Origin of the sequence: Streptomyces formicae, assembly GCF_002556545.1 — a bacterium.
GTDB lineage: Bacteria > Actinomycetota > Actinomycetes > Streptomycetales > Streptomycetaceae > Streptomyces > Streptomyces formicae_A.
In genome coordinates, this window is sequence record NZ_CP022685.1 from 83,823 (window position 1) to 108,087 (window position 24,265).

The 24,265-nt window shown below is 70.6% G+C and carries 20 protein-coding genes and 1 pseudogene; 15 read left to right on the forward strand and 6 right to left on the reverse strand.

Annotated features, from left to right (window positions below; translation table 11 throughout):
• Positions 1-104 precede the first annotated feature (104 nt).
• The 3 genes from KY5_RS00360 to KY5_RS00370 are packed head-to-tail and all read left to right on the forward strand — an operon-like array spanning position 105 to position 4,866.
• The gene (locus KY5_RS00360; RefSeq protein ID WP_418952729.1) at positions 105-1,460 is read left to right on the forward strand and encodes an ATP-grasp domain-containing protein; all 1,356 of its coding nucleotides are present in this window, start codon (positions 105-107) and stop codon (positions 1,458-1,460) included.
• Positions 1,457-3,481 (forward strand): PEP/pyruvate-binding domain-containing protein, encoded by a 2,025-nt coding sequence (locus tag KY5_RS00365; RefSeq protein ID WP_098240250.1) that lies wholly within the window; start codon positions 1,457-1,459, stop codon positions 3,479-3,481. The genes KY5_RS00360 and KY5_RS00365 overlap by 4 nt, the downstream gene beginning before the upstream one ends.
• Before the next feature lie 8 nt (positions 3,482-3,489).
• Positions 3,490-4,866: an MFS transporter gene (locus tag KY5_RS00370; RefSeq protein ID WP_234362558.1), complete on the forward strand. Its 1,377-nt coding sequence runs from the start codon at positions 3,490-3,492 to the stop codon at positions 4,864-4,866.
• Between the two features lie 20 nt (positions 4,867-4,886).
• On the opposite strand, the gene KY5_RS00375 is transcribed toward KY5_RS00370, so the two are convergent.
• A complete protein-coding gene (locus KY5_RS00375; protein WP_234362559.1) occupies positions 4,887-5,510 on the reverse strand; it encodes a hypothetical protein in 624 nt (207 codons plus the stop codon).
• Between the two features lie 251 nt (positions 5,511-5,761).
• Here KY5_RS00375 and KY5_RS00380 point away from each other — a divergent pair, with 251 nt between their 5' ends.
• The gene (locus tag KY5_RS00380) at positions 5,762-6,427 is read left to right on the forward strand and encodes a nitroreductase (protein WP_098240251.1); all 666 of its coding nucleotides are present in this window, start codon (positions 5,762-5,764) and stop codon (positions 6,425-6,427) included.
• A 24-nt stretch (positions 6,428-6,451) separates the two neighbouring features.
• Here the strand turns inward: KY5_RS00380 and KY5_RS00385 are convergent, their stop codons facing one another.
• Positions 6,452-6,820 carry a VOC family protein gene (locus tag KY5_RS00385; RefSeq protein ID WP_098240252.1) on the reverse strand — a complete coding sequence of 123 codons (369 nt, stop codon included), beginning with the start codon at positions 6,818-6,820 and terminating at the stop codon, positions 6,452-6,454.
• A gap of 63 nt (positions 6,821-6,883) precedes the next feature.
• Here KY5_RS00385 and KY5_RS00390 point away from each other — a divergent pair, with 63 nt between their 5' ends.
• A complete protein-coding gene (locus KY5_RS00390; RefSeq protein WP_098240253.1) occupies positions 6,884-7,342 on the forward strand; it encodes a MarR family winged helix-turn-helix transcriptional regulator in 459 nt (152 codons plus the stop codon).
• A 15-nt stretch (positions 7,343-7,357) separates the two neighbouring features.
• Here the strand turns inward: KY5_RS00390 and KY5_RS00395 are convergent, their stop codons facing one another.
• Both KY5_RS00395 and KY5_RS00400 read right to left on the reverse strand, forming a co-directional pair.
• Positions 7,358-7,918: a hypothetical protein gene (locus tag KY5_RS00395; RefSeq protein WP_098240254.1), complete on the reverse strand. Its 561-nt coding sequence runs from the start codon at positions 7,916-7,918 to the stop codon at positions 7,358-7,360.
• 137 nt (positions 7,919-8,055) lie between these two features.
• Positions 8,056-8,817, reverse strand: a complete 762-nt coding sequence (locus tag KY5_RS00400; protein WP_098240255.1) for a MerR family transcriptional regulator — start codon at positions 8,815-8,817, stop codon at positions 8,056-8,058.
• A 292-nt stretch (positions 8,818-9,109) separates the two neighbouring features.
• Here KY5_RS00400 and KY5_RS00405 point away from each other — a divergent pair, with 292 nt between their 5' ends.
• The 4 genes from KY5_RS00405 (at position 9,110) to KY5_RS00420 (ending at position 12,399) form a co-directional block, all read left to right on the forward strand.
• A complete protein-coding gene (locus KY5_RS00405; RefSeq protein WP_098240256.1) occupies positions 9,110-10,120 on the forward strand; it encodes an aldo/keto reductase in 1,011 nt (336 codons plus the stop codon).
• 37 nt (positions 10,121-10,157) lie between these two features.
• A complete protein-coding gene (locus tag KY5_RS00410; RefSeq protein ID WP_098240257.1) occupies positions 10,158-10,577 on the forward strand; it encodes an SRPBCC family protein in 420 nt (139 codons plus the stop codon).
• Positions 10,578-10,798: 221 nt separating this feature from the next.
• Positions 10,799-11,107 (forward strand): STAS domain-containing protein, encoded by a 309-nt coding sequence (locus KY5_RS00415; protein WP_159072443.1) that lies wholly within the window; start codon positions 10,799-10,801, stop codon positions 11,105-11,107.
• A gap of 149 nt (positions 11,108-11,256) precedes the next feature.
• The gene (locus KY5_RS00420) at positions 11,257-12,399 is read left to right on the forward strand and encodes an acyltransferase family protein (RefSeq protein WP_159072444.1); all 1,143 of its coding nucleotides are present in this window, start codon (positions 11,257-11,259) and stop codon (positions 12,397-12,399) included.
• A gap of 354 nt (positions 12,400-12,753) precedes the next feature.
• Here KY5_RS00420 and KY5_RS00425 read toward each other — a convergent pair.
• Positions 12,754-13,360 (reverse strand): annotated as a pseudogene (locus tag KY5_RS00425) (SigE family RNA polymerase sigma factor).
• A gap of 423 nt (positions 13,361-13,783) precedes the next feature.
• Here KY5_RS00425 and KY5_RS00430 point away from each other — a divergent pair.
• A complete protein-coding gene (locus tag KY5_RS00430; RefSeq protein ID WP_234362560.1) occupies positions 13,784-14,698 on the forward strand; it encodes an alpha/beta fold hydrolase in 915 nt (304 codons plus the stop codon).
• 95 nt (positions 14,699-14,793) lie between these two features.
• Complete coding sequence (locus tag KY5_RS00435; RefSeq protein WP_324959014.1) at positions 14,794-16,026, forward strand: alpha/beta hydrolase; 1,233 nt, start codon at positions 14,794-14,796, stop codon at positions 16,024-16,026.
• A 151-nt stretch (positions 16,027-16,177) separates the two neighbouring features.
• Here the strand turns inward: KY5_RS00435 and KY5_RS00440 are convergent, their stop codons facing one another.
• Positions 16,178-16,633 carry a hypothetical protein gene (locus KY5_RS00440; protein WP_098240260.1) on the reverse strand — a complete coding sequence of 152 codons (456 nt, stop codon included), beginning with the start codon at positions 16,631-16,633 and terminating at the stop codon, positions 16,178-16,180.
• Between the two features lie 224 nt (positions 16,634-16,857).
• Between KY5_RS00440 and KY5_RS00445 the strand changes: the two genes are divergently transcribed.
• From KY5_RS00445 to KY5_RS00460, 4 genes are all read left to right on the forward strand, one after another.
• Positions 16,858-18,708: a trypsin-like serine peptidase gene (locus KY5_RS00445; protein ID WP_159072445.1), complete on the forward strand. Its 1,851-nt coding sequence runs from the start codon at positions 16,858-16,860 to the stop codon at positions 18,706-18,708.
• A 202-nt stretch (positions 18,709-18,910) separates the two neighbouring features.
• On the forward strand, positions 18,911-19,996 hold the full coding sequence (locus KY5_RS00450) for a sensor histidine kinase (RefSeq protein ID WP_098246979.1): 1,086 nt from the start codon (positions 18,911-18,913) through the stop codon (positions 19,994-19,996).
• Between the two features lie 96 nt (positions 19,997-20,092).
• Complete coding sequence (locus KY5_RS00455; protein ID WP_098240262.1) at positions 20,093-22,798, forward strand: NACHT domain-containing protein; 2,706 nt, start codon at positions 20,093-20,095, stop codon at positions 22,796-22,798.
• Positions 22,799-22,939: 141 nt separating this feature from the next.
• A complete protein-coding gene (locus KY5_RS00460; protein WP_159072446.1) occupies positions 22,940-24,247 on the forward strand; it encodes a retropepsin-like aspartic protease in 1,308 nt (435 codons plus the stop codon).
• Positions 24,248-24,265: the final 18 nt, after the last annotated feature.

Genomic DNA, 24,265 nt, shown 5'->3' on the forward strand with positions numbered 1-24,265 from the left:
TCCCCGGTGTCCCTCCGCGCTCGGCGCGCGACGCCGGTCCCCGTACGGCGATACGTACCAACTGGACGAAACGGAGACGAACTTCAGTGAGCAAGGTGCTGTTAGTGCATGCCAAGGGTGGTCCGCCGCTCGGTCACGTCCTGTCCCGGGCGGCCGCGAAGGCGCAGGTGCACCTCCTGGCGCTCAGCGCTCTTCCTCCCGCCGTGGCAGGTGACGCCCACAGACTGTGCGCCTCGGTGGTGACGCCCACCGACGCGGACCGTGGTGATCTGGTGTCCCTGATCGTCGCGCGGGCGAAGGCCGTCGGCGCGGACGCGGTGCTCACCTTCTCCGAGTACGCGGTCGTCGCCGTCGCCGAGGCGTGCGAGGCGCTCGGTCTGCCGGGTGCGGGCGGCGCCGCCGCGCTCGCCCGCGACAAGCGCCTGATGCGCCGCACCTGGCACGAACACGGCCTGCCCCAGCCCGAGTTCCGGCCCGTCGCCACCGAGGCCGACCTGCACGAGGCGGCCACCCGCCTGCCCTTCCCGCTCCTCCTCAAGGCGGCCTGGAGCGCGGGTTCCACCGCGCACCAGATCATCCGCTCCCCGCACGAGGTGAGCGGCGCATGGCGCCGGTCGCGCGAAGTGATGGCCGAATCGGCCCAGTTGGGCTATGCGGAGCTGCATGTGGCCGAGGCCGACGCGGACTTCGTGGTCGAGCAGATCGTCACCGGCACCGCGGCGGAGTGGTTCGACGACCCGGGCTGGGGCGACTACGTCAGCGTCGAGGGCGTCGTGGCGCGGGGCGTGTTCCACCCGGTCTGTGTCAGCGGCCGGATGCCCACGGTCGAGCCGTTCACCGAGCGGGCGGGCATCACCCCCGCCCAGTTGTCCCCGGCCGCCCAGGACCGGATCGTGGCCCTCGCCCGGGATTCCGTCGACGCGCTCGGTCTGCGCGACTGCGGCATCCACACCGAGATCAAGCTCGGTGCGGACGGCCGCATGTGGCTGATCGAGACGGCCGCCCGGTTCGGCGGCGCGATGACGGTGCCGCAGATCGAGGAGGTCTTCGACCTCGACCTGATCGGCATGCTCGTCGACCACCTCCTCGGCCGCCCGGTCGCCTGGCCCGAGCGCGCCCTCACCCCGGCGCAGGCGCGCGGGGCGGCGGGTTCCCTCGTCGTCCTCGCGGTCGACGGCGCGGGCGCGGCCTGGCAGGACCGCAGGGTCTGGGACTTCCCCGCGGTCGCGGACCGCGTGCCGTTGAGCCGGGGCAGCCGCCTCTCGGTCGTCGCGGAGAGCTCAGTCGCCGACGGCAGCACCGTCCCGGTCTACGACCCGGCCGCCGGGGCCAACACCATGGCGGCCCTCTGCCTGCTCTCCGCCGCGGACCCGCGCACCGTGCTCCGTGATTTCGAGACCCTGGTCGACGCTCTGCCCCGGATCCTGCCCGCCGCACAGCTCGAGGAGGTTTCCCGATGACCGCCCACCTGCTCTCCGGCGCCCCCGAATCCGCCACGGACCGCACGGTCGTCGGCGAGAACCTGTCCCTGCCGCTCTTCCGCACGCTCTCGGGCGTCCTCGCGGGGCACCAGTACCTCAAGGTCGTCGTCGACCGCGCCGAGGACACCTGGCACCTGCTGGACACCGCCGCCCACCCCTTCCACGTCAACTACGTCGCCACCCGCGTCCTGGGCATGGAACTGGCCGCCCTCGACGCCGACCTGGACGCGTTCAACGCCTCCGTCTACACCGACCCCGGGCGACGCTTCCTGCTCGGCGTGCTGTCCCTGCACGCCGAACAGGACGCGGAGGGCCGCGAGCGCCCCTTCCTCGTCCTGGAGACCACCGAGGCCGACACCATGCACGGTGACCTCCTCGCCTGGTTCTACGAGTACGTGCGCCTCCGCGTCGACGGCCGTCTGCCGCTGCTGCTCAAGCCCGCCAACCACGGGCAGGAGGAGGAGCTGGCCGCGATCAGCGAACAGCGCGTGCCGCGCATCCTCAGCCACGAACTCTTCGGCACCAGGAACAGGACCCCGCTCAACTCCGGCGAGGCCACCGGGCGGCTGCGGTTCTTCCGTACGCACCAGGAGTACGCGGCGGCCGAGGCCGGGCTCGGCTGGGCCGACATCGTCGCCATGCCGTGCCTGCCGGACGACGTGCCCCGGGTCGCCGGGTTCCTCAACACCGCGCCGATCACGCCGCTTTCGCACACCAACGTCCTGGCCTCCGGGTGGGGCATACCCAACGCGATCGTGCGCGACCTGGAGCAGCTCGTCGAGCGTGATGCGCTGGACGGCGCGTGGGTGCGCTACCAGGTGCGCGAGGACGAGATCTCCCTGGAACGCCTCGACCACGAGCCGGTGTTGCGGGCCCCGTCCTGGCACCAGCAGCGCATCCGCCTCGAACCGCCCCTGCTCGAGGACACTCCGGTCCTCGCCCTGCACCGGCTCCGCGGCACCGACCGGGGCCGGTACGGCACCAAGGCGGCCAACCTCGGCGAGCTGCACCACGTGCTCGACAGCCGCACGGCCGACCTGACGGCCTTCCACCGGCAGCCGCGCCCGCCCCGCGACAACCTGTGCGGGCACCTCGCGGCACGGCTCGGTCTGAAGGAGCCCACCGGGGAGGAACTGCGCGCCGCCGCGGCCCGGTTCGTGGCCTCGACGGTCGGCGCCCCCGCGGGCGTCGCGCTCCCCTTCGCGCTGCAGCAGAACTTCCTCGCCTCCTCGCCCCCTCTCCAGCAGGGCATCGGCAAGCTCAAGATGGCGCTGGAACTCGACGCCACCGACGCCCTGGACGCGCTCTGCCTGCAGTTGCAGCACCTCATCCGGCACACGCCCGTTCCCGAGTCCGTCACCCGGCAGATCAACCAGGCGTTCCCCGCAGCCGCGGCCCCGGGCGGCCGCCTCGTGGTGCGCTCCTCGTCCAACGCCGAGGACCTGCCCGGGTTCTCCGCGGCGGGCGTCTACGACTCGGTCACCACCGTCCACGGCACCGAGGAACTCCTGGACGCCGTGCGCCAGGTGTGGGCCTCGCTGGTCTCGCCCCGCAGCGTGCGCCTGCGCCACCAGGTCGGCATCTCCCTCGACGACACGTACATGGGCGTGATCATCCAGGAGTACGTGCCCGCCTCCCTCGGCGGCGTCCTCGTCACCTGTAACCCGACGCGCGACCAGGACTTCCGCAACGTCTACCTCAACTGCTCGCCCGGCTCACCGGAGCAGGTGGTCGACGGCTCGGTGCTGCCGCAGCAGTACCTGTACAACACGGTGGAGGGCGGGGGCCGTACGGTCGCCCTCGGTTCCTGGGGCGAGCCGCTGTCCGCCGCGACCCGGGCCCGGCTCGCGGACCTGTCCCTGACCGGGCGGCTCCTCCAGTCCCACTTCAGCGGCCCGGCGTCCGGCGGGGCCGACGTCGACAAGCCGCTGGACATCGAGTGGCTGATGACCGAGCAGGGTGACTTCCGGCTGGTCCAGATCCGCCCGTACGCGCTGTGAGGCCGCGCGTGCGCCGCTCACCCACCGGGGCGGGCGGCGGCCTGACGGACACCGCCCGCCGGATCATCCGGCTCAACTACGGCTTCCAGCTGCTGTTCAACCTGCTGTGGTGGATGCCGGTGTTCTACGCCTACCAAAAGACGGCGGGGCTGACGGACGCCGAGATCTTCGGCATCCAGAGCATCTACTACGTGGCGTTCTGCCTGTTCGAGATCCCGACGGGACTGATCGCCGACCGGATCGGCACCCGCAACTGCCTGCGGGCCGGGGCGGTGGTCATGACCGCAGCCAACCTCGCTCCGGTGTTCAGCGCCTCGTACACCGGGTTCCTCGTGCACTTCCTCGCCATCGCCGCGGGCCGCTCGCTCACCTCGGGCGCGGCCAGCGCGTATCTGTACGACGGGCTGCGGGCCGAGAAGTGCGACGAGCACTACCTGAAGGCGGAAGGCACCGCGCGCGCCCTGGGTCTTGCGGCGAAGGTGGTGTGCTGGCCGCTGGTCGGCCCGTTGATGGCCCTCGCCCACGCGGCCCCCTATCTGCTCAGCGCGGTCAGCGCGGCGGGCTCGCTGGCGTGCGCCGTCGCGCTGCCCCGGCTCGCCGGAGCGGGCGACGGCGGCAACGGCAGCGGGAAGGCCGCCGACCGGTCGGACGGCGGGCGCAGGGGCGGCGCCTTCCTGCGGGACGCGGGCGCGGCCCTGCGCTGTGTGGCCTCCTCGCGGTGGCTGGCCCTGGTCATGGTCCAGGGCGTGGCCGTCTTCACGCTCTCCCGGATCTGCCAGGTCAACCTCTTCCAGCCGATCCTGCTCGACCACGGCATCGCGGAGGCCTCGCACGGCGGGGTGCTCGCCGCGATGACGGTGGCGGAGGCGGTGGGCTCGGCCCGGCCGCAGTGGCTCAGCCGCCGCCTCACCCCGGTGGCCTGGGTCTCCCTGCTCAGCCTCGTGCTCGCGGGCAGCCTGGCGGGCATGGCCTTCGGCGGACCGTGGTCCGTGGTGGCGCTGCTCTGCCTGTTCGCCGCCGCGACCGGATTCGCCTACCCGGTCCAGCGCAAGCTGGTGAACGACGCCGTACCCGCGCACGCCCCGCGCGCGACGCTCCTCTCGGTCGAGAGCATCGTGGACCGCGCGGTGTGCGCACTCGCCGCGGTCGCCGTGGGCGCGTACGTCTCCGCCGGGCACCTGGACGCGCTGCTGCTGCACAGCGCGCTGGCGACGGCGCTCCTACTCGGGGGCTTCCAACTGGGCCTGCACAGTGGGGTCATGAAGGGTAGTCAGGAATCGGCACCCGGCGGTGTCCCGGTCGTGACGCAAGACGCCGGGGGAACGGACGGTGAAGCCTTCCGCGCCGCTCCCGGGGCCGAATCCGGCAGGGCGCGGCGCGGATGACACAGCGGGTGACGTAGGGGTCAGCGCGGGCGGTGACCGAGGAGTTCGATGAGCCCGACCGGGAGGTACGTCGGCCGGTGGGGCCGGTCGATCTGGTACGCCAGGTAGCCGAGCGAGGCCGCGACGTCGACCTCGCCGGCCGTCTCCGCCTGGTAGACGAGGCGGCATCCGCCCGAGAGGTCCTTCGCGCGCTGCCACAGCACCGGAGACGGCTTCCGTTCCGCTTCCGTCCGGGGCGTCAGGATCCGGTCGCCGAAGTCCTTCCAGGCGAAGGAGGCCGGACCCTGCCAGGTGGCGTCGACCTCGCTCCTCAACCGGGCGGCGCGCTCGGCGTCGGTCGCGCCCCAGGAAGGCGGCACGTTGGTGATCAGGCCGACCTTGATGTGCCGTGCGCGCAGGGAACGCAGGTAGGCGGCCGCGCCGGGGTGGTAGCTGGTGCCGCCGTCGTCCGCGGTGTGCACCAGCGTCTCGCCCAGGTCGAAGTACACGACGGGGCAGGCGCGTTCGACGCCCACCCGCTCGACGGATCCGCGTGCCGCGCCGCCCGTCGCGGATGCGGGTGCGGGTGCGGGTGCGGCCGCACCCGCATCCGCCGTCGCGCAGAGCACGGTCGACGCCAAGGCCGCGCCGAGCGCGAGGCTCATCCGGACCGGTCCCCTCGATACGGATCTGTACATGGAGTTGTCGCCCTTCTCCCGGCGCATCACGAGGATGCGCGGACGTCCCGTGGCTGTCCGGCCGTTCGCCGTCGATCCCCCGCGATCTACCCCTCAACACCACTCGCCACTCGGGGTGCGGGCCCTCACGAGTCGACGAGGAGGCGCGCGAAGGTCGGCACCGACCGCTGAATACGGTAGGGGAGAGCGGTTGTTGGTGGGCGAGAGGGCGAGAAGACGTGGACGTGTACGAAGCCGTGGACAGTCGCCGGGCAGTGCGGGCGTTCACCGATGAGCCGGTGCCCAAGGAGACACTCGAACGAGTGCTGGCCGCCGCTACGCGGGCTCCGTCGAGCGGGAACCTCCAGCCGTGGCACGTGTACGTCGTCACCGGCGAGCCCCTGGCCGAGCTCAAGAAGCGCGCGACGGCCAGGGCACGGGCCGGGGACCCGGGTGACGAGCGGGAGTACCCGATGCACCCGGCCGACCTGGCCTCGCCGTATCTGGACCGTTTCGCCGCCGCGGCCGCCCAGCGTTACGCGGCGCTGGGAATCGAGCGCGACGACCCCGACAGGCCCAGAAAGATCGCCGCCTTGAACACGGACGCGTTCGGGGCACCCGTCGTCCTGTTCTGCTACCTCGACCGCGCGATGGGACCGGGGCAGTGGGCGGACGCGGGGATGTACTTGCAGACGGTCATGCTGCTGCTGCGGGCCGAGGGGCTGCACAGCTGCCCTCAGGTGATGTGGACGATGTACCGCGAGACCGTCGCCCGGGCGGTCGGAGCCGATGAGGGGCTCGCGCTGCTCTGTGGTGTCGCCGTCGGATTCGAGAAGGAGGGCGTCCCCCGACTGCGCACCGGGCGGGCGGACATGACAGAGACGGTGAGCTTCATCGGCGGGTGACCGCCGTCGCTGGCGTGCGGCCGGTCAGGCGCGGTCGTGGAGCGTGACGTGGTAGCCGTCGGGGTCGGCGAAGGCGAAGGTGCGGCCGAAGGGTCCGTCTATCGGTGCGGAGACGATGGTGTGACCGTCGGCGACGAGTGCGTCGTGGATGGCCTGGACGCCGGTGGCGTGGAGCCAGATCGCGGCGCCGATGCCGGGCTGGGGAACGGATGCGAGATCGGTGCCGGGAATGACGTCGCGGAGCGCGAACGCGATCGGCTTCGTCTCGAACACGACGGCGTGCGGAGGTCCGGCCTGCGAGCGGACGAGGCCGAGGTACTGCTCGTAGAACGCCTGTGAAGCGTCGAGGTCGCGCACCTGGAGGGAGATGAAGTCAGGGCCGGTGACGGGCATGATGATGCTCCTTCTCTTCGTGTCAGGTTTCTGACACGCACCACGGTATGTCAGACTTCTGACATGAGTCAAAGCGGTGCGGGCATCGACCTGGACAAATCACTGGGCTACTTGCTGAAAGAGGCTTCGAGCGCCCTGCGCGCGGCCATGGAGGAGGTGCTGCGACCCCTGGGGATGACCGTGACGCACTACTCCTGCCTCGAACTGCTCGCCCAACGGCCGGGCTTGTCGAACTCCGAGCTCGCGCGGGGCGCGTTCGTGACGCGGCAGTCGATGAACGTACTGCTCCAGGCACTGGAACGGGACGGCTACGTGACCAGGCCCACGGAGGCACCCGTCGGGAAGGCCCTTCCCGCGCGGCTCACACCTCGCGGTCGGCGCAGCCTGGAGAAGGCGACCGTGGCGGTACGGTCCGTCGAGGTCAGAATGCTGTCCGGCATGAGCGAGACGGAGCAGGCCGGCGCGTTCCGGATCTTGCAGAGCATGATCCACTCCCTGCGCGAGGGAAGCGACGGCGCCTAGCTCGCACCTCGGACGTCAGCCCGTCGCCCTTCTCAGCTCGCGGCTTCCGGCCCGGTTCTTCGCGATGTTACGGATCTTCCTGCTGCTCCCCGACTCGGCGAGCAGGGCGAGTACGGCCAGCGACGTCGACCCGTCGGCGAGGACGCGCTGCATCCAGTCCGTGACCTTCGCCAACTCGACCGGCGTCGGCACATGACCGCCCTCGACGGTCAGAGAGAACAACCAGTCGTCGACGCGGCGGCGGATGAACTCGCGATACGCCGCCGTCTCGAGCGCGTCGATCTCCGGCAGCAGTTCGGCCGACCACTGCCGGAACTCGGCAGGGCCGGTCGCCTGCGCCGCGATCCCGTCCACGAGGGCGACCACCGCCGACTTGGCTCCCATCTCGTGGGGGTCGCGCAGGATCGCGGCCACGATCGCGCGGTCTCGGGCACGGCTCCGCGAGGAAGCGGCCACCAGGACGACGCGCCGGTACGCGGACGATCGCGCGTGCTCGTCCGCGACGGCGTCGTCGACGTCCACGTCGGCGATACCGGCCCCCGCCAGCAGCTCCGCCACATCGGAACGCAAGGTCACCGCCTTGTCCCTCCTCACGGGGCCGGACTCCGCCTCGTGGGCATCTTCCCCCGGTCCGCACGCCACTCCAAACGAAAAGGGTTCGGCCGCGTCCCGGCAGGGCCGCCGCTCCCCCGCGGCGGCGGCCCCGCTCCGGCTCAGCGCAGCCGGGTCGCGGCGTACGCCTCGATGGCGGCCCGCTGGTACGCGGCCAGGCCCGGCGCGATCCCCTCGTAGGCCGCGCGCCAGTGCTCGTCCTCCACGCAGGTGCGCCCGATCGCGCAGTACTCCTCGGCGGTGGCCGCCCTGATCCGGGCCAGCGTCCGGTACTGGGCGTCGATCTCGGCCTGCACCTCATCGGCGTCGGCGGGCAGGCCGACGGCCAACAGCTCCGCAAGGCGGATCATCTGCGCCGTGCGCTCGCGCTCGTCGGCCTCGCGCTCGGCCGTGCTCATGGCCGCGGTGTGCCGCTCGACGGTCCCCACCAGCTCCGGGAAGCCGTGCAGGGCCTTCATGCAGTGGGCGGACCGGATGCCCTCGAACAGGTTCTCCGGTCGGCTGATGCTGATCATGTCTGTGCCGTCCTTCCTCGACTGCTCCAGTTCGGCGATCGTGCGGGCGACGGTGCCTGCCAGGACGTCCAGCCGGTCCCGCTCGGCGAGCAGTCGACGGCAATGCCCCCGCAGGGCCTCCAGCTCATCGACCTGCGCGGCCAGGATCCGGCCGATCTCAGGCAGCCCGAGGCCCAGCGCCCGCAGCACGAGCACCTGCTGCAACCGCAGCAGTTGCCGCTCCTCGTAGTAACGGTGGCCGTTGGCCCCGACCCAGGCCGGTGACAGCAGGTCGATGTCGTCGTAGTGCCGCAGCGTCCGGGCCGTCACACCCGACATCCGGGCGACTTCCGCGATCGGCCACGCCATCGCCGCCTCCCTCACACGTGCTCCGCCGGGCCGGAATCTCCCGCCCTGTTCAGCACGGTAGAGGCTTCCGCTGCGGCAGCTTCAAGCCCCGGCTCCCGCTTCTTCACCGGCCCCGGGACGAGGGCGCGACACGTTACAGAGCGGGCGCACATAACCCGCCCTTGCAATAGCCCGCGCGCGCAAGTAATGTCGTCACACGTAAGGACGCCTGCCTCCAGCTACGGCGCTCCTCCGGGGCCACGTCGCCCCTCCCCCGCACACTCCACCCCCACACCGCGTAAGGGCATCGCTCATGTCACTCAAGAACATCCTTCCCGGCCGTCTCGGCTTCGGTACGGCTCCGCTCGGCAACATGTTCCGCGCGATCCCCGACGACGAGGCCCGTGCCACCGTCGAGGCCGCCTGGGACCAGGGCATCCGCTACTTCGACACCGCTCCCTTCTACGGCGCGGGACTCGCCGAGGAGCGGCTCGGCGAGGTCCTGTCGGCCAAGCCGCGTGACGCGTACGTCCTGTCCACCAAGGTCGGCCGCGTCATCCTCGACGAGCACGAGACGGACGTCCCGGACTTCGGCGAGAAGGGCGGCCTGTTCGAGCACGGCAACCCGAACAAGATCCTGCACGAGTGGACCGCCGAGGCCACCGAGCGTTCCATCGAGGGGAGCCTCAAGCGCCTGGGCACCGACCGGCTCGACGTCGTCTGGGTCCACGACATCGCCCAGGACTTCCACGGCGACGCCTGGCTCGCCAAGTTCGAGGAGGCCCGCACCGGCGCCTTCCGCGTCCTGTCCCGGCTGCGTGACGAGGGCGTCATCAAGGCCTGGGGCCTCGGCGTCAACAAGACCGAGCCCATCGAGCTGACCCTCGCCCTCGACGAGCCGAAGCCCGACGGCTTCCTCCTCGCCGGCCGCTACACCCTCCTCGACCACGAGCACGCGCTCACCCGCCTGCTGCCCATGGCCCAGGAGCAGGGCGTCGACATGGTCGTCGGCGGCCCCTACAGCTCCGGCATCCTCGCGGGCGGCACCCACTTCGAGTACCAGCAGGCTCCCGCCGAGATCATCGAGCGCGTCGGCAAGCTGAAGGCTCTCACCGAGAAGCACGGCATCAGCATCAAGGCCGCCGCCCTGCAGTTCTCCCTCGCCCACCCCGCGTCCGCCGCCGTCGTCCCCGGTGCCACCCGGCCCAGCCGCATCGCCGAGGACACCGCGGCCCTGAACGAGACCGTCCCTGCCGCGTTCTGGACCGACGTGCGTGCCGAGGGCCTGGTCAGCCCGGCCGCCCCGCTCCCCGACAACGCCTGAGCCCCACCCCCGCCCCCCACATCGACAAGGAACCACCATGGCCTCCACGTCCGTCTCGCGCACCGTCCCCGCCCCGCCCGACAAGGTGTGGAGCCTCATCGGAGGCTTCGACGCCCTCCCCGACTGGCTCCCCTACATCCCCGAGAGCACCGCCCTCGAAGGCGGGCGCGTCCGGCGCCTGACCAACCCCGACGGCGACGTCATCATCGAGCGCCTCGTCGACTTCAACGAGGCCGAGCGCCACTACAGCTACGCCATCCTCCAGGCCCCGTTCCCCGTCGGCGGCTATGTCTCCACCCTCCGGGTCCACACGGTTCCCGACCGTGACGACGTCGCCGAGGTGCAGTGGTCGGGCCGCTTCACCCCCGTCGGAGCCACCGAGGAGGAGGTCGTCGACCTGTTCACCGGGATATACGCCGACGGCCTCGACGCCCTGCACACGGCCCTCACCGCCTGAGAGCCGCACTCCGGTCAGAGGTCTCACCCTCACCTTCACGGTGAGACCTCACTCGATGAGCCCAGCAGACCGCCGCGCCACGGCGGGAGCCGAGCCGCCTCGCACAGGTGGTGTGGGCGCGGCCTTCCACCAGCACGTTTGAGGCAGAGCTGCGCGGGCACTCAGCGTTGCTGGCTCCATCCGGGGCCGGCCACCAACGCACACTTCCAAGGGGCGCCCGCGTGGCACAAGGCACACCGTTCACCATCGAGACCCTCGACGTCCTCGACACGGTCCTGATTCACGCGACGGGCGAAATCGACCTCCACAACATCGGGGAACTGGCACAGGCACTGGCCTCCCACGAACACCGACTCTGCGAGCTCGACCTCTCCCAGACCACCTTCATCGACTCCACCACCCTCACCACGCTCCTCGGCCACCGCCGCCGCGCGACAGCTCACGGCGGCGCACTCCGCCTGATCGACGCCTCCCCGAACGTCCAGCGCGTTTTCGACATCACCGGCACCGCCCACCTCTTCGGCCCCTGACACCTGCGCACCCCGGCACGCCGACCCGCGCCAGCGGCTCGCCTCGGCCCTCGAGGTCAACCTGCTTGGACGGGGAACCGAGGTGTGATGGCATCGTTCGCAGAGAACAACGCCATCAAACACCGCGATATCAGGAAGCTGTGCCCGTGATGCCGTTCGCCCCGTCCGTCCCCCACAACCGCCCCTCCGCCCGCGCCTCACCGGCGCCGCAGCGGACCCGTGACCCGTTCTTCGACAACGCGAAGTACCTGCTCGTGACCCTGGTCGTCATCGGCCACATCTGGGGCTCGCTGCTTCCCGCCGAACTGGACACGGTCCGGGGCGCGTACTTCGTCGTCTATCTCTTCCACATGCCGGCGTTCATTCTGCTGTGCGGCTACTTCTCCCGCGGCTTCACCGGGCGCCCCGACCAGGTCAGAGCGCTCATCGCCCGCGTGCTCGTCCCTTATCTCGTCTTCACCGTCGCCTACAGGGCCCTTTACACGGTGATCTGGGGCTCCTCCTTCGCGCTCACGCCGACCGAGCCCACGTACCTTCTCTGGTTCCTGGTGGCGCTCTTCCTGTGGCGCCTCACCACCCCGGTGTGGCAGGCGATCCGCTACGCGGTGCCCGTCGCCGTGGTGATCTCCCTCGGCGCCGGTCTGACGGGCATGGACTACGAGCTGGCGCTGCCCCGGGTCCTGATGTTCCTGCCCTGGTTCGTCCTCGGGCTCCGGCTCCGCCCGGAGCACTTCCACCGGCTGCGCACCCCCCTCTGCCGCGCGTCCGCCGTGGTGGTCCTGCTGGTCGCTCTCGGGTCCGCGTACGTCATGGCCCCCTCACATGACGTCCGGTGGCTGCACATGCAGTACAGCAACGACGACCTGCACAGCGCGTGGCCGGACTACCTGATGACCCGGATGTTCCTCTTCGCCGTCTCGGCCGCGCTGGTCGCCGCCTTCTTCGCGCTGGTGCCCACGCGGCGTACTCCCTTCACCGCGCTCGGCGCGGTGACCATGTTCCCCTTCCTGACGCACGGCCTGCTGGTGCAGATCGGCCAGGCGTACGGCGCCGGCGACCAGCTCGCGCGGCTCGGAGCCCTGGCCGTCGTCGTCACGCCATTGCTGGGCGTCGCCGTGAGCGTGCTGTTCTCGTCCGCGCCCGTGCGCCGCGTCCTGCGGCCCGTGGTCGAGCCGCGCTTCCCACGCCGTCTCGTGCGAGAGCAGCACCAGGACGTCAGCACGGCGGCCTCCGTGTGCGACGCCCGACGCGGGAACGACGAATCGCCCTCGGGTGCGAACCCTTTGAAGTGACGCTCGGCAGCAACCGGTGAGGACCCGGGGCTGCGGCGGTCTGCGCGTTCGACGGCGTGACAGGTCCAGGCGTCTCGTCCCGTGGGGAAAGGGTGGGTGAAGGCGACGTGCTCCTGTTCGGGCTGGTGGGAGGCAGAGTGTCGGCGGGGGCTGGTGGGGCGTCATGGGAGAGGAGCCGCGGCAGCATGAGGAGGATGGCTGTCACTGCCGCGGCCACGAGGACGACCGCGACCTTGCGCAGTCGGGGGTGGATGTCCGTCCGCGCGCGGGCCGATGGCGGGGAGGCCGGGCGGAGAGCGGTGACTTGCTCGGCCCGGGCCTGCAGCGTGGCGCGGAGGCGGTCCTCGACGGCGGTCATGGCGTCTCCTTCAGTCTTCTGGCCAGTGCCGTCAGTGCCCGGCTCGCTGTGGACTTCACTGCTCCCCGAGACAGGCCCAAGGTCGACGCGATGTCCGCTTCGGACATGTTCGACCAGTACCTGAGGACGAGGACCTCCCGCTGGCGCACGGTGAGCAGTCTCAGTGCCCGCAGCACTTCCTGGTGCTCTTCCTTGAGGAGGATCTCTTCTTCCGGTGGTGGTGCGGGGAGGATGCGCGGGGGGGATGTAGGCGCGCACGGCGCGCCTCCTGCGCAGCACGTCCCTGGAGGTGTTGACCACGCTGCGCCGTATGTAGGCCTCGGGGTCGGCGATGCCGTCGAGCGATGCGCCGTGACGTCGGTACAGGGCCGCGAAGGCTTCCTGGACGACGTCCTCGGCGGTGGGGACGTCGTCGACCAGGAGGACGGCCAGGCGTACGAGGTCGAGCCTGCGGTGGCGGTACAGCCTGTCGACTTCCTCCGACGCCGTGCCGGACGGGCGGTCCCTGGCGTCCGATCTGTTGCGGCCCTGGGAGAGGCGGGCCAGGAGCCATCGCCATCGGCTGCGCGGGACAGCACCCGCACCGGCGCAAACGGCGGCCATCAGCGCCGTTTCCCCGCGGGCGGGGTGGTGACGTGCTGACGCCGGGTGTGTCGGCGGATGGTTCCCCAGCGGGGCATTTCTGGCATATGCGTCAACCTGTTGCGTGAAGAGAGCGGTTCGGGGCTTTCAAGGGGTGTCCTCTACCAGGAAGGACGTGTGAGGCACCGACAGGTTGCAGTTGACCGCGCGGTGCGGAGTGCGGCTGTGGGGTGGCTCGTCCGTATCGCGTTTCCCGGCTCCTGTATCCCATATCCCGTCTCTCGTCTTTCGTTCCCGGCCCCGGAACATTGATCGTCGCGGCCTGCAACCTCGGGCGAGGCCGCACGTCTGTCACGGCGTGAGGGATGTTCCGCCTCGGTGCGGACGTGTGTGCCCGGCACGCGCGGAACACGTCGCCGTCGAACGTGAGACCTGAGGAAGATCGTGCTGAAAGTCAGACCTGCCGTTACCGCTGCCGCCGCGCTGGTGTGTCTGGGCCTGGTGTCGGGCTGCGCGAGCCCGGCCGGGGACCCCGGGCGTGGCTCGGAAGCGGGAGCCGCGAAGTCCACCGCGCCGAAGCCCTCCGGGGCGCGGAGCAGCGCTCCCGCGCCACCGCCGGACCATGAGCCGGTCGCGTACGAGCCGAGCTGGCCCGACACCACGGTGCGCACGGCACGGGGGCACCGCGTCAACACCTGCGTGCCCAAGGACCTGAGGAGCAAAGCCACCACGCTGACGACCAGTGACAAGGTGCACCTGTCGGCTCTGGTCCTGGGGGACGGACCCGACGGTGTTCTCCTGGATCACGAGCAGGGCTACAGCATCTGCTCGTTCGTCGACATCGGACGGCAGTTGGCCGAGCGTGGCTACCACGTGGTGATCCCCGAGTACCGCAATCACGGTGCGTCCGAGGACGTGGCCGAGAACGAGCACATCGACCGGGACGCCCGTGCCGGTCTTGCGGAGCTGCGGCGTGTCGGCGCGAAGAGGGTGTTCCTGGCGGGGGCGTCGTGCGGGGGAACGACGGCAGCGGTCGCCGGGGTCGATACGCCCTTGCGCGTGGTGGGCCTGTTGATGATGTCCTCGCCCGCCCGGTGCGGCGGGGTGGACGGCGTGGCGGCCGTCAAGAAGCTGAACGTTCCGACGCTTCTCGTGGCGTCGCCCGGTGACATGCAAGGAAACGTGGAGAAGCAGGTCCGTGAGGTCTACGCGGCCTCCGTTGCCCGCAAGAAGGAACTGCTCATCCAGAAGGGCGAATGGCACGGAACGAGCATGATCAAGCGGGCCGGTGCGTCAGGGGCCGCGTTGCAGGACCGGGTCATCACGTTCGTGGTGGATTCCTACGCCGCCGCCCGATGAGGACGCCCCTTCATCTCCACACCGAGCAACGTCCACGGGCCGAAGCTGACGCTCCGGGCCGCCCCGTACCTCCCGAACTCACCGAGGAAGACCTGATGATGAAGCGACACCACCGCACGGGGGCTTCGGCTCGTCCGCTGGGCCTGTCGGCGGCGGTGCTGGCCGCAGCGGCGGCAGCCTTCACGTATACCGCCGCACCCGGTGCCGCGGCACCGAGCGGGGCGACGGGGCAGAGCGCGTCGCCTTCGTCCGGGGGCACCAGGACGGTCCGCTACGACCTGGGCGCCAGGGCCTGGCACGTGCCGCAGACGGGTGAACCGGGCGAGCTGGCCGGAGTGGTGCACTACCCCGCCGACCTGGGTACCGGGCGGCATCCACTGATCGTGATGCTGCACGGCCTGCACGACACCTGCGCCGACCGGAAGGCCGAAGCGGAACGCGCCGCCGCCGAACGCGATGGGGACGATGCCGCGTACGAAGCCGCCAACGCCAAGCTGTCCGCCTGGCCGTGTGCGCCGGGCACGCCCGCCCTGCCCAGCTCACGCGGATACGACTACCTGGGCCGCGAGCTGGCCGCTCGGGGGTTCGTCGTGGTCTCGGTCGGCGCCAACGGCATCAACGCCTCCTCCGTGACAGGGGATGACAATGCTGCCGCACGGGCGGATCTCATCAACCGGCATCTGCGCATGTGGCAGCAGCTCAGCTCCCGGGGCAAGGGTGAGCTCGCGGGGAAGTTCACCGACCCGGCGACCGGAGCGGCGCGACACGTCGGCTTCGCCCACCACGTGGACATGGGCAACGTGGGGGTCATGGGGCATTCCAGGGCAGGGGCCGGGGCGACCTGGCAGGCGGCCGACAAGCATCGGGGGCGGTGGCCCAAGGGCGTCGACGTCAAGGCGGTGGCGGCGGTGGCGCCCGCCTACAACGTGATGACGGAGGACATGACCAACTACACGATCACCCGGACCCCCTTCGTCGCCCTTCGGGGATCATGCGACGGGCAGGTCGGCGGTGAGGCACTCTCGTTCGCGGCCGACGCGGCCCGAGGGAACCGGAGCGGTTTCCACCGGTTCGCGATCCCCGGCGCGAACCACAACTACTTCAACACGCAGTGGTCGCCCCGGAGCCGTCAGGTCGGGGCCTTCGACGACGCCATGCCGGTGAAAGGGCACCCCGGGCAGTGCACTGACCGCGAGGGCGGGGCACCGACCAGGCAGCTGACCGAGCCGCGACAGCGCCGTGCCGCCACCACGTACCTCGGCGCCTTTTTCCGCCGCTACCTCCTCGGCGACACCGGGCAGGACCAGGTACTGGCGGGGGCTCGCTGAAGGACGGGGAGCGCCCCACCAGCAGCGGCGCCGCGAGCACCGCGTACCGGGAGCGGCGGGCGAGCACCTCGTACCGGCAACGGCGAGCGGGCGCCGCGTCTTGTCCGCGCGTGCCGTGCCGCGCGTTATCCGCGCGTGCCGCGCCGCGCGTTCACGAGGCGCCGTCGCCCGCTCGGCGTTTGCGGCGTGCCCACACGGCTCCCCCGCCGAGCGCCGCGGCGACGACGCTCGCGCCGATGCCGAGCCCGACTCCGGCGCCGAAGCCCGGCCCCTTCTCCCCCGCTCCGGAGCTCTCTTGTGGCGCCGCGACCTTGAGCTTTCCGTGGAGGGCGATCGGGGGGTAGTCACACGTGTAGTCCTGCTCCCCCTCGCCGACGCAGTCCGCGTCCTTGTGGCGGAGGGTGACCTTCACGTCGTACGTGCCGGGTGTGACGTCGCCCTTGATCCGACCGGCGCCCACCCAGGCACGCCCGGTGTCTCCCAGGACCGTGTCGTCGGTGAGTGCGGGGCTGGAGACGTCCACCGCCGTGGGGCGCGGATTGCCGGGCCGCTCCTTCACCGTGATGTCCACGATCTGGCCCGGTGCCGCAGGACCTCCGACGGACACGTATCCCCGTCCGGGGAAGGGCAGCGCGTCGCCGTGGGCCGCTCCGGCAGCCCCAAGAAGCAGTACAGGAACGGCAATTGCGGCATACGCGCTAGACGTTGACACACGTGTGAAGTTGATCATATATCCCCCTGTACGCAACAGTCTTACGATCATGGCTCATATTGGCGCGGTCACGCCACACAGGGTGACCCGCCTCTCATCTTCATATGGGGGAAACGACCATGAGATTGCGCAGAGCGCTGGGCGCCGCGGCGGGGGCCGCGGCACTGATTCTGCTGCCGGGCCTTCCGGCGTACGCAGATCCCGGCGATCCGACGCCCAGGGGGGAAGCCACCGCGCCCACGGCGGTGGACAAGGCTGAGGAACCTGCCACCCCCGCCACCCCGCCGCCTCCGGTCCCGGCAGGCGGTGACGAGGACGCGCGCGGGTTCACACCGGCCGACGCCGACGACTACTGGACGCCTGAGCGCATGCGGGCCGCGAAGCCCGTCCAGGAGCAGGAGGCCAAGCGGTTCTCCGCTCCGACCAGGATGCCGCGCTCGGCCAGTCGGCCGTTCGAAGGGCTGCCGATCGTCGGCACCTTCTTCTGGAACGACGGCACCAACACCGGCCGCTTCTGCGGCGGCACGGTCGTCAAGAGTTCCGGCAAGAACATCGTGATGAGTGCCGGTCACTGCTTCGACGACCAGGACGCGCGCAAGAACCTTACGTTCGTGCCGCAGTACGACGACGGCAAGAAGCCGCACGGAGCCTTCACCGTCAGGCCCGGACGCATCTACGTCGACAAGCGGTACCTGTCCAAGGGTCCTGACGCCGCCGCGGACCTCGACTTCAACTTCCTGCAGCTCGAGCCGCGCGGCGGGAAGAACGTCGAGGACGTCGTCGGCGGAGCCGAGCTGAAGATCAACGCCGGGTACGACCACTCCCCGGTCCGTCTGATCGGCTACCCCGCCAACCAGAAGCGCCCGCTGGACTGCACGGACAAGACCGTCCGCTACAACAGCACCGACCCGAAGATTCCCGGCAGTTTCCTGCGCATCCAGTGCGACAAGTACTCCGGCGGCGCCTCGGGCGGCCCGTTCCTCATCAAGCAGGGCACCGGCTGGGGCATCATCGGCGTCATCGGCGGCTGGAAGACCGGCGGCGACAAGGACGACATCTCCTACAGCTCGTACCTCGACGGCGACGCCAAGGCGCTGTACGACGACGCGGTCAACAACCGGCAGCCTGCCGGGCGCGGCGTCCTGGGCAAGGCCGAGACCTGGAAGCACGCCGAGACGATGGCCGGTGGCTACTTCACCGACGGCAACCCCGGTACGTGGGACTACTCCGACCTGATCGTGCGCTGGTCCGACGGTGAGGTCACCCTGTACCGCGGTTCCGGTGAGGACGCGGACAACTTCGACAAGGAGATCCGCCTCACCGGGCCCAACGACACCTGGAAGCACGCCGCCACCATGGCGGCCGGGGACTTCACCGGTGCCGACCGCGACGACCTCATCGTCCGCTGGTCCGACGGCGAGCTGACGCTCTACCCCGACGTGGACGAGAAGGGCTTCCATGGCGAGGTCCAGCTGCAGAAGCCCAACGCCCTGTGGAAGAACGCCACCTCCATCACCGGGGGCCGCTACACGAGCGACAACAAGTGGAGCGACGACCTGCTGGTGCGCTGGAGCGACGGCGAGGTCACCCTCTACACCAACGTCAACCGTGACGGCTTCCACGGCGAGAAGCAGCTGTCCGCGCCCAACGGGACCTGGAAGCACGCCTCGACGCTCACCTCGGGCGACTTCACCGGAAACGACCAGCACGACCTGATGGTCCGTTGGACGGATGGCGAGCTGACGCTCTACAAGGACATCGACCAGAACGGCTTCCACGGCGAAACTCAGGTCAAGAAGCCCAACCGGCTCTGGGAACACGCCACGGTCCTCGCCGCGGGCGACTACACCGAGAACCGTCACCCGGACGACTTCCTGGTGCGCTGGTCCGACGGCGAGGTCTCGATGTACCCGGACGCCGACGAGACGGGCCTGAACCGCGAGATCACCCTGGTGTACCCGCCTGCGTGAAAGCGCTGAGCCGGTAGCGCGCGGACACGCCCGGCGCTGAGGTCCGGGAGCCCGGGGAGGTTTTTCCCCGGGCTCCCCCAGGGTCGTGCGATTTTCGATACGCGGACGATATCCGCCGACCCGCAGACTTCATCCATGCGTTTCTCGAGCGTCGGACGGCGCAATGCCGCGGCATCCGCCACCGGACCCTAGGGTGATGACCGTGGACAGGCAGCCCGGCTTGAGCGTGCGTCTCAAACTCACCCTCAGTTACGCGGGATTCCTCATGCTCGCGGGCGCCTTGCTGCTCGTTGCCGTGGGGGTGTTCCTCCTGCGCCAGGGGTGGCTGCAAACCAATGAGTCGGGGGCGGTGCGGGTCACTCCGGGCACCCTCTTCGTCCGCAGTTTCGCCCCGACGGCAGCCGGGGTCATGGTGTTCCTCCTGGTGTTCGGCCTCCTGGGAGGGTGGCTCCTCGCCGGACGCATGCTCGCTCCCCTGGACCGCATCACGCACGCCACCCGCACGGCCGCGGCCGGATCGCTCTCCCACCGGATCAGGTTGCCGGGCCGCAAGGACGAGTTCCGCGAGCTCGCCGACGCCTTCGACATGATGCTCGCGCAGCTCGAAGCGCACATCGCGGAACAGCAGAGGTTCGCCGCCAACGCCTCGCACGAGCTGCGCACCCCGCTCGCGATCTCGAAGACCCTGCTCGATGTGGCCCACACGGACCCGGACCACGACACGGGCGAACTCATCGACCGCCTGCGCACCGTCAACACCCGGGCGATCGACCTCACCGAGGCCCTGCTCCTGCTCAGCCGCGCCAACCAGCGGTCCTTCACCCGCGAGAAGGTCGACCTGTCCCTCGTCGCCGAGGAGGTGGCCGAAACGCTCTACCCGTTCGCGGAGCGGCACGGTGTCACCCTCAGGACGAGCGGCGACATCGTCTCGACGAGCGGTTCGCCCGCGCTCCTGCTGCAACTCACCACGAACCTCGTGCACAACGCGATCGTCCACAACGCGCCGGGCCGGGGCACCGTCTGGGTCCACACGAGCGCCCACGCCGGGGCCGTGGTCCTGGCCGTCGAGAACACCGGTGAGCACCTCACCCCCCAGTTGGTCGCGACCCTCACCGAACCCTTCCAGCGCGGCACCGAGCGCGTCCACACCGACCAGGCGGGCGTCGGCCTGGGCCTGGCCATCGTCAAGACCATCACCGAGGCGCACGACGGAACCCTCACGCTCACCCCCCGCCCGGCCGGTGGGCTCCGCGTCACCGTGGAACTTCCCCCGGCATCAGGAGGGTGAGACCGATGCCGACGGCGGGCGGCGGCCCTACGCTGTTCCGCGAGCCCGTCGAGCGGGCTCGCGGACCGCGGGCTTCGCCGGTGTGGAGGTGGGGGCATGGATCCAGGTGTCGTCTCCGCCCGGCTGGCCTCCAGCGCCGTGGCCCCCTTGGTGAAGAAGCTGTTCGTGAGCGCGGGGGCGGGCGCCGGTCTCGTCGACCGTCCGGTGCGGGTCTCCTCTCTGGTGTCCTTCTCCGGTGAGAAGCGGACGCTGACCGGGCGCGATCTCGTCAAGATCGCCACGGAGCTGCTGCGCAGAGCGCTGGGTCCTGTCAGCGCGCACGAGCGGCCCATCGCCGCGGCCGAGGAAGAGCCCGTCGCGCTGGCCCTGGCCCACACGCTGTATCGCCTGGGCGAGTTGGAGATGGACGACGTCCAGGCCGTTCAGCTCGGCGCGCCCACCCTGGTCCGGGCACTGAAGGAGGCGGGCCCCGATGTCACGCGTGACCTGTCCGCCGACGCGGCGCAGCTGCACGACACGCTGTTGGACAACGCGTGCCTGCACATCCTGCACTTCTTCACGCAGCGGTCGACGTTCGTGGCCCGCACGCTCGTACGACAGAGCGGCCAACTCGCCGACGTGATAGCGAAGACGGATCTACTGCTGGCCAGGACACCGGCGCCGTTCTCCAAGGACGCGCTGTTCGAGGAACGGTACGCGGCTCACATCGTGAACAAGCACGGCATGCTCACGATCTACGGGATCGACCTCTCCCGCTCCCCCGACCAGTGGCCGCTCGACACCGCCTACCTCAGCCTCGAGGCGGACCTCGCCCACGAGACCCGCCAGGCCCCGATCCGGGCGGAGCACGCGTTCCACGGACGTGACCGCGTGCTGCTGCGCGGCGTCGCGGGCTCCGGCAAGACCACCCTGGTGCAGTGGCTCGCGGTCACCGCGGCCCAACAGGACATCAACGTCATCGGCAGTGGCGACTCCGCTCTCGTCCCCCTCATCAGACGCGTGCCGTTCGTGCTGCCCATGCGCACCCTCACCCGCCAGCACGCCGACCTGCCCACCCCGGAGGAGTTCCTCAGCCGGACCCGCTGCCCCCTGGCCGCCGCGCAGCCGCCCGGGTGGGCGGACCGGGTGCTCGCGGCGGGGCGCGGCCTGATCCTGGTCGACGGGACGGACGAGGCGCCCGCCAACGTGCGGGAGCGGGCGCGGCGTTGGCTGCAGGACCTGCTCAGCACCTACCCCGGGAACCTGTGGCTGGTGACCTCCCGCCCGTCGGCCGTGCGCGACCGGTGGCTCGCCGCGGAGCAGTTCACCGAGCTGTCCCTCGCCCCCATGCGCCAGCACGACGTCACGTCGTTCATCCACCGCTGGCACAACGCGGCGCGCAGCGTGAGCGCCGAGGAGGAGCGGCATCTCCTCGACGCGTACGAGGTCTCCCTCAACCTGGCGGTCCGCACCAAGCACGACCTCGCCCGGCTCGCGACCAACCCGCTGATGTGCGGCCTGATCTGCGCGCTGCACTGCGACCGGCGCGGCTATCTGCCCAGCGGCCGCAAGGAGCTCTACGAAGCCGCGCTTTCCATGCTGCTCACCCGGCGCGACCTGGAACGGGACATGGCGCCGCCGGACGGCATCGAACTCACCGAGGAACCCAAGATCCGTCTGCTGCAGCGCCTCGCCTACAAGTTCATCCTGAACGGCAAGGCCGAGCTGGACCGCAGTCACGCGGAGCGGATCATCGAACAGACCCTGCCCGGCGTCCCCGTGGCCGCGGCCCAGGGCGACGCGTTCGCCATCTTCCAGCACCTGCTGCTGCGCAGCGGTCTCCTGCGGGAACCCGCCGTCGGCAGCATCGACTTCATCCACCGCACCTTTCAGGACTACCTGGGGGCCAAGGCCGCCGTCGAAGAGGGCGACATGTCCCTCCTGGTGCTGCGGGCCACCGAAACGCAGTGGGAGGACGTCATCCGTATGGCGGTCGCCCATGCCCGGCCCGGGGAATGCGCCGAGTTCCTGATGGACCTGGTACGGCGGGGCGACAGTGCCACTTCCTCGTACCGCAGGAGTCAGCTGCACCTCCTGGCGACGGCCGCCGTCGAACACGCCACGGAGCTCGCGCCGCGGGTGCGGGCCGCGATCAACGAGCGGGCCGGCGCCCTCATCCCGCCCAGGAACCTGGCGCAGGCGAACGATCTCGCCGGTATCGGCACCGTCGCGCTCGAGCTCCTGCCCGGCCCGGACGGGCTGACGGACGACGAGGCCCTGTTCACCGCGCACACCGCCGTGCTCATCGGTGGCGACGCGGCGATTCCGGTGCTCGCCCGCTACCAGGCCCACCCCACACCCCAGGTCAGACAACTGCTGTGCACCGCGTGGCACCGCTTCGACGCGGTCTCCTACGCGGAGAGCGTGCTCTCTGGGCTGGTCGGCACCGGCGTGTACCTGGAGGTCACCGGTGCCGAGGAGCTGGCCGTCCTGGGCCGGATGAGCAGTCCGCGGCAGGTCAGGGTGGCCGCGGGCTTCACCTCCAGCGATCTCGTACGGGAGTTGCGGGCCGACCGCCTGACCCACCTGTGGTTACCGGGCGACCAGTCCGTCACCTGGTACTGGCTCGCGGCCTTCCCGCGACTGGAATCGCTCACCTTGGGCCCGGCCGAGGAGCCGATCGACGTCTCCTCGCTGGCGGCACACCCCACCCTGCGGCTCCTGCGCCTACCGCAGCACCAGCTCATAGCGGGCCGGGACTCACTGGGCGACGGCGTGATCGTGTCCCGCTTCCCGCACGACGGAGAGTTCGGTCACGACTAGACGCTCCGCCAGCCGCCGGTCGGTGACGGCCCCGGCGGGGGTCGTGTATCGCGGACGTATCGAAAAACGCATACGTCCCGGCAACATCACCGCGTCTTCAGTAGAGCCATGAACCCTCGTGCTCGGCGACAAGGAGAAGGCATGGCTGACGACAGGAGATGGGGACGGCGCTCGCTGTTACGGAGCACTGCCGCTCTGGCCGGGGCCGCCGCGACCGCACCGCTGCTGGGCGGGACGGCCTCGGCGCTGGCCGGGAGCGGTGACGCGGACGCGCTGTTCAAGGCCGGGGAGTTCGAGCGAGCCGGTCGTGCGTACGAGGAGGTCTTGCGGAAGGATCCCGGGAACCTGCACGCGGCCCGGCGGCGCGGCCAGGTCGGGCTCCTCGGGAACCATTTCCGCGACGCCGAGAAGTACCTCGAGACCGCCGTCCGGCTCGCGCCCGACGACAAGGACGCCCACTACCTCCTGGGCGACTGCTACATGCGACAGGACGAATTCGCCCGGTCCGTGCCGCACTGGCGGGCGGCCGGTGAAGAGGCCTACGCCAAGTGGTTCGCGGCATTTCGTGGCGAGCCCTATCAGGTCCGGGGCGACATCGCGCGGCTGCCGTGGCAGCAGACGGATCCGGCGCCCCTGCTCCACGCCTCGGTCAACGGCGGGTCGCCGCGGCTCTTCACGTTCTACACCGGCGCCACGAACGTGAGTCTGACGGCGTCCGCGGCCAAGGAGGCGGGACTGAGCCCCGTCGCCAGCCAGCAGGTCGACGTCGAGGGCGGGAAGGTCTGGGCGCACTACGGGATCCTGGACTCCTTCGCGCTGGGCGACATCGAACTGCGCAACATCCCCGTCGGCTGGTCGGCGACGGAGTCGGGCAAGGACGTCGGCACTGCCGGCGAGGGCATGATCGGCACGTGGGTCTTCGCCCACCTGCTCACCACGTTCGACTACGCGGGCCGACAGCTGATCCTGCGTCGCCGTACTCCCGAGGCGGCCCGGCAGGCGCGTGCCACTGCCACACGGGCGGGCGTCGAGCCGCTGCCGATGTGGCTGGCCGATCAGTACGTGCACAGCAGGGGCAGCGTCGCCGGACAGGACGGGTCCCGCGAGGGGGTCGTCGGCGTCAACTTCGGTGGGAGCGGCGGCGAGAGCGCCGCGGTCGTCTTCGGGGAGACCGCCGAGCGGTTGGGGATCCGCAGCGACTACGACCGCCCGATCGGGACGTTCGCCCACAGCCACCCGGCCGTCACCTACCCCTGCTACCCGAAGGAGATCCGCCTGGGCGACGCCTCCGCCGAGGAGATCTACTGCGAGACGCACCCCCAGGCCACGCTCGCCCCCTACGGATTCGACGTGCGGGCCGCCTTCTTCCACAGCTTCCACAAGCCCTACAACGTGACCCTCGACTTCACCGGCATGCGTCTCTACGTCGCCCGCGGCAAGGCCGTGTGACCGCAGGGTGCCCGGCCG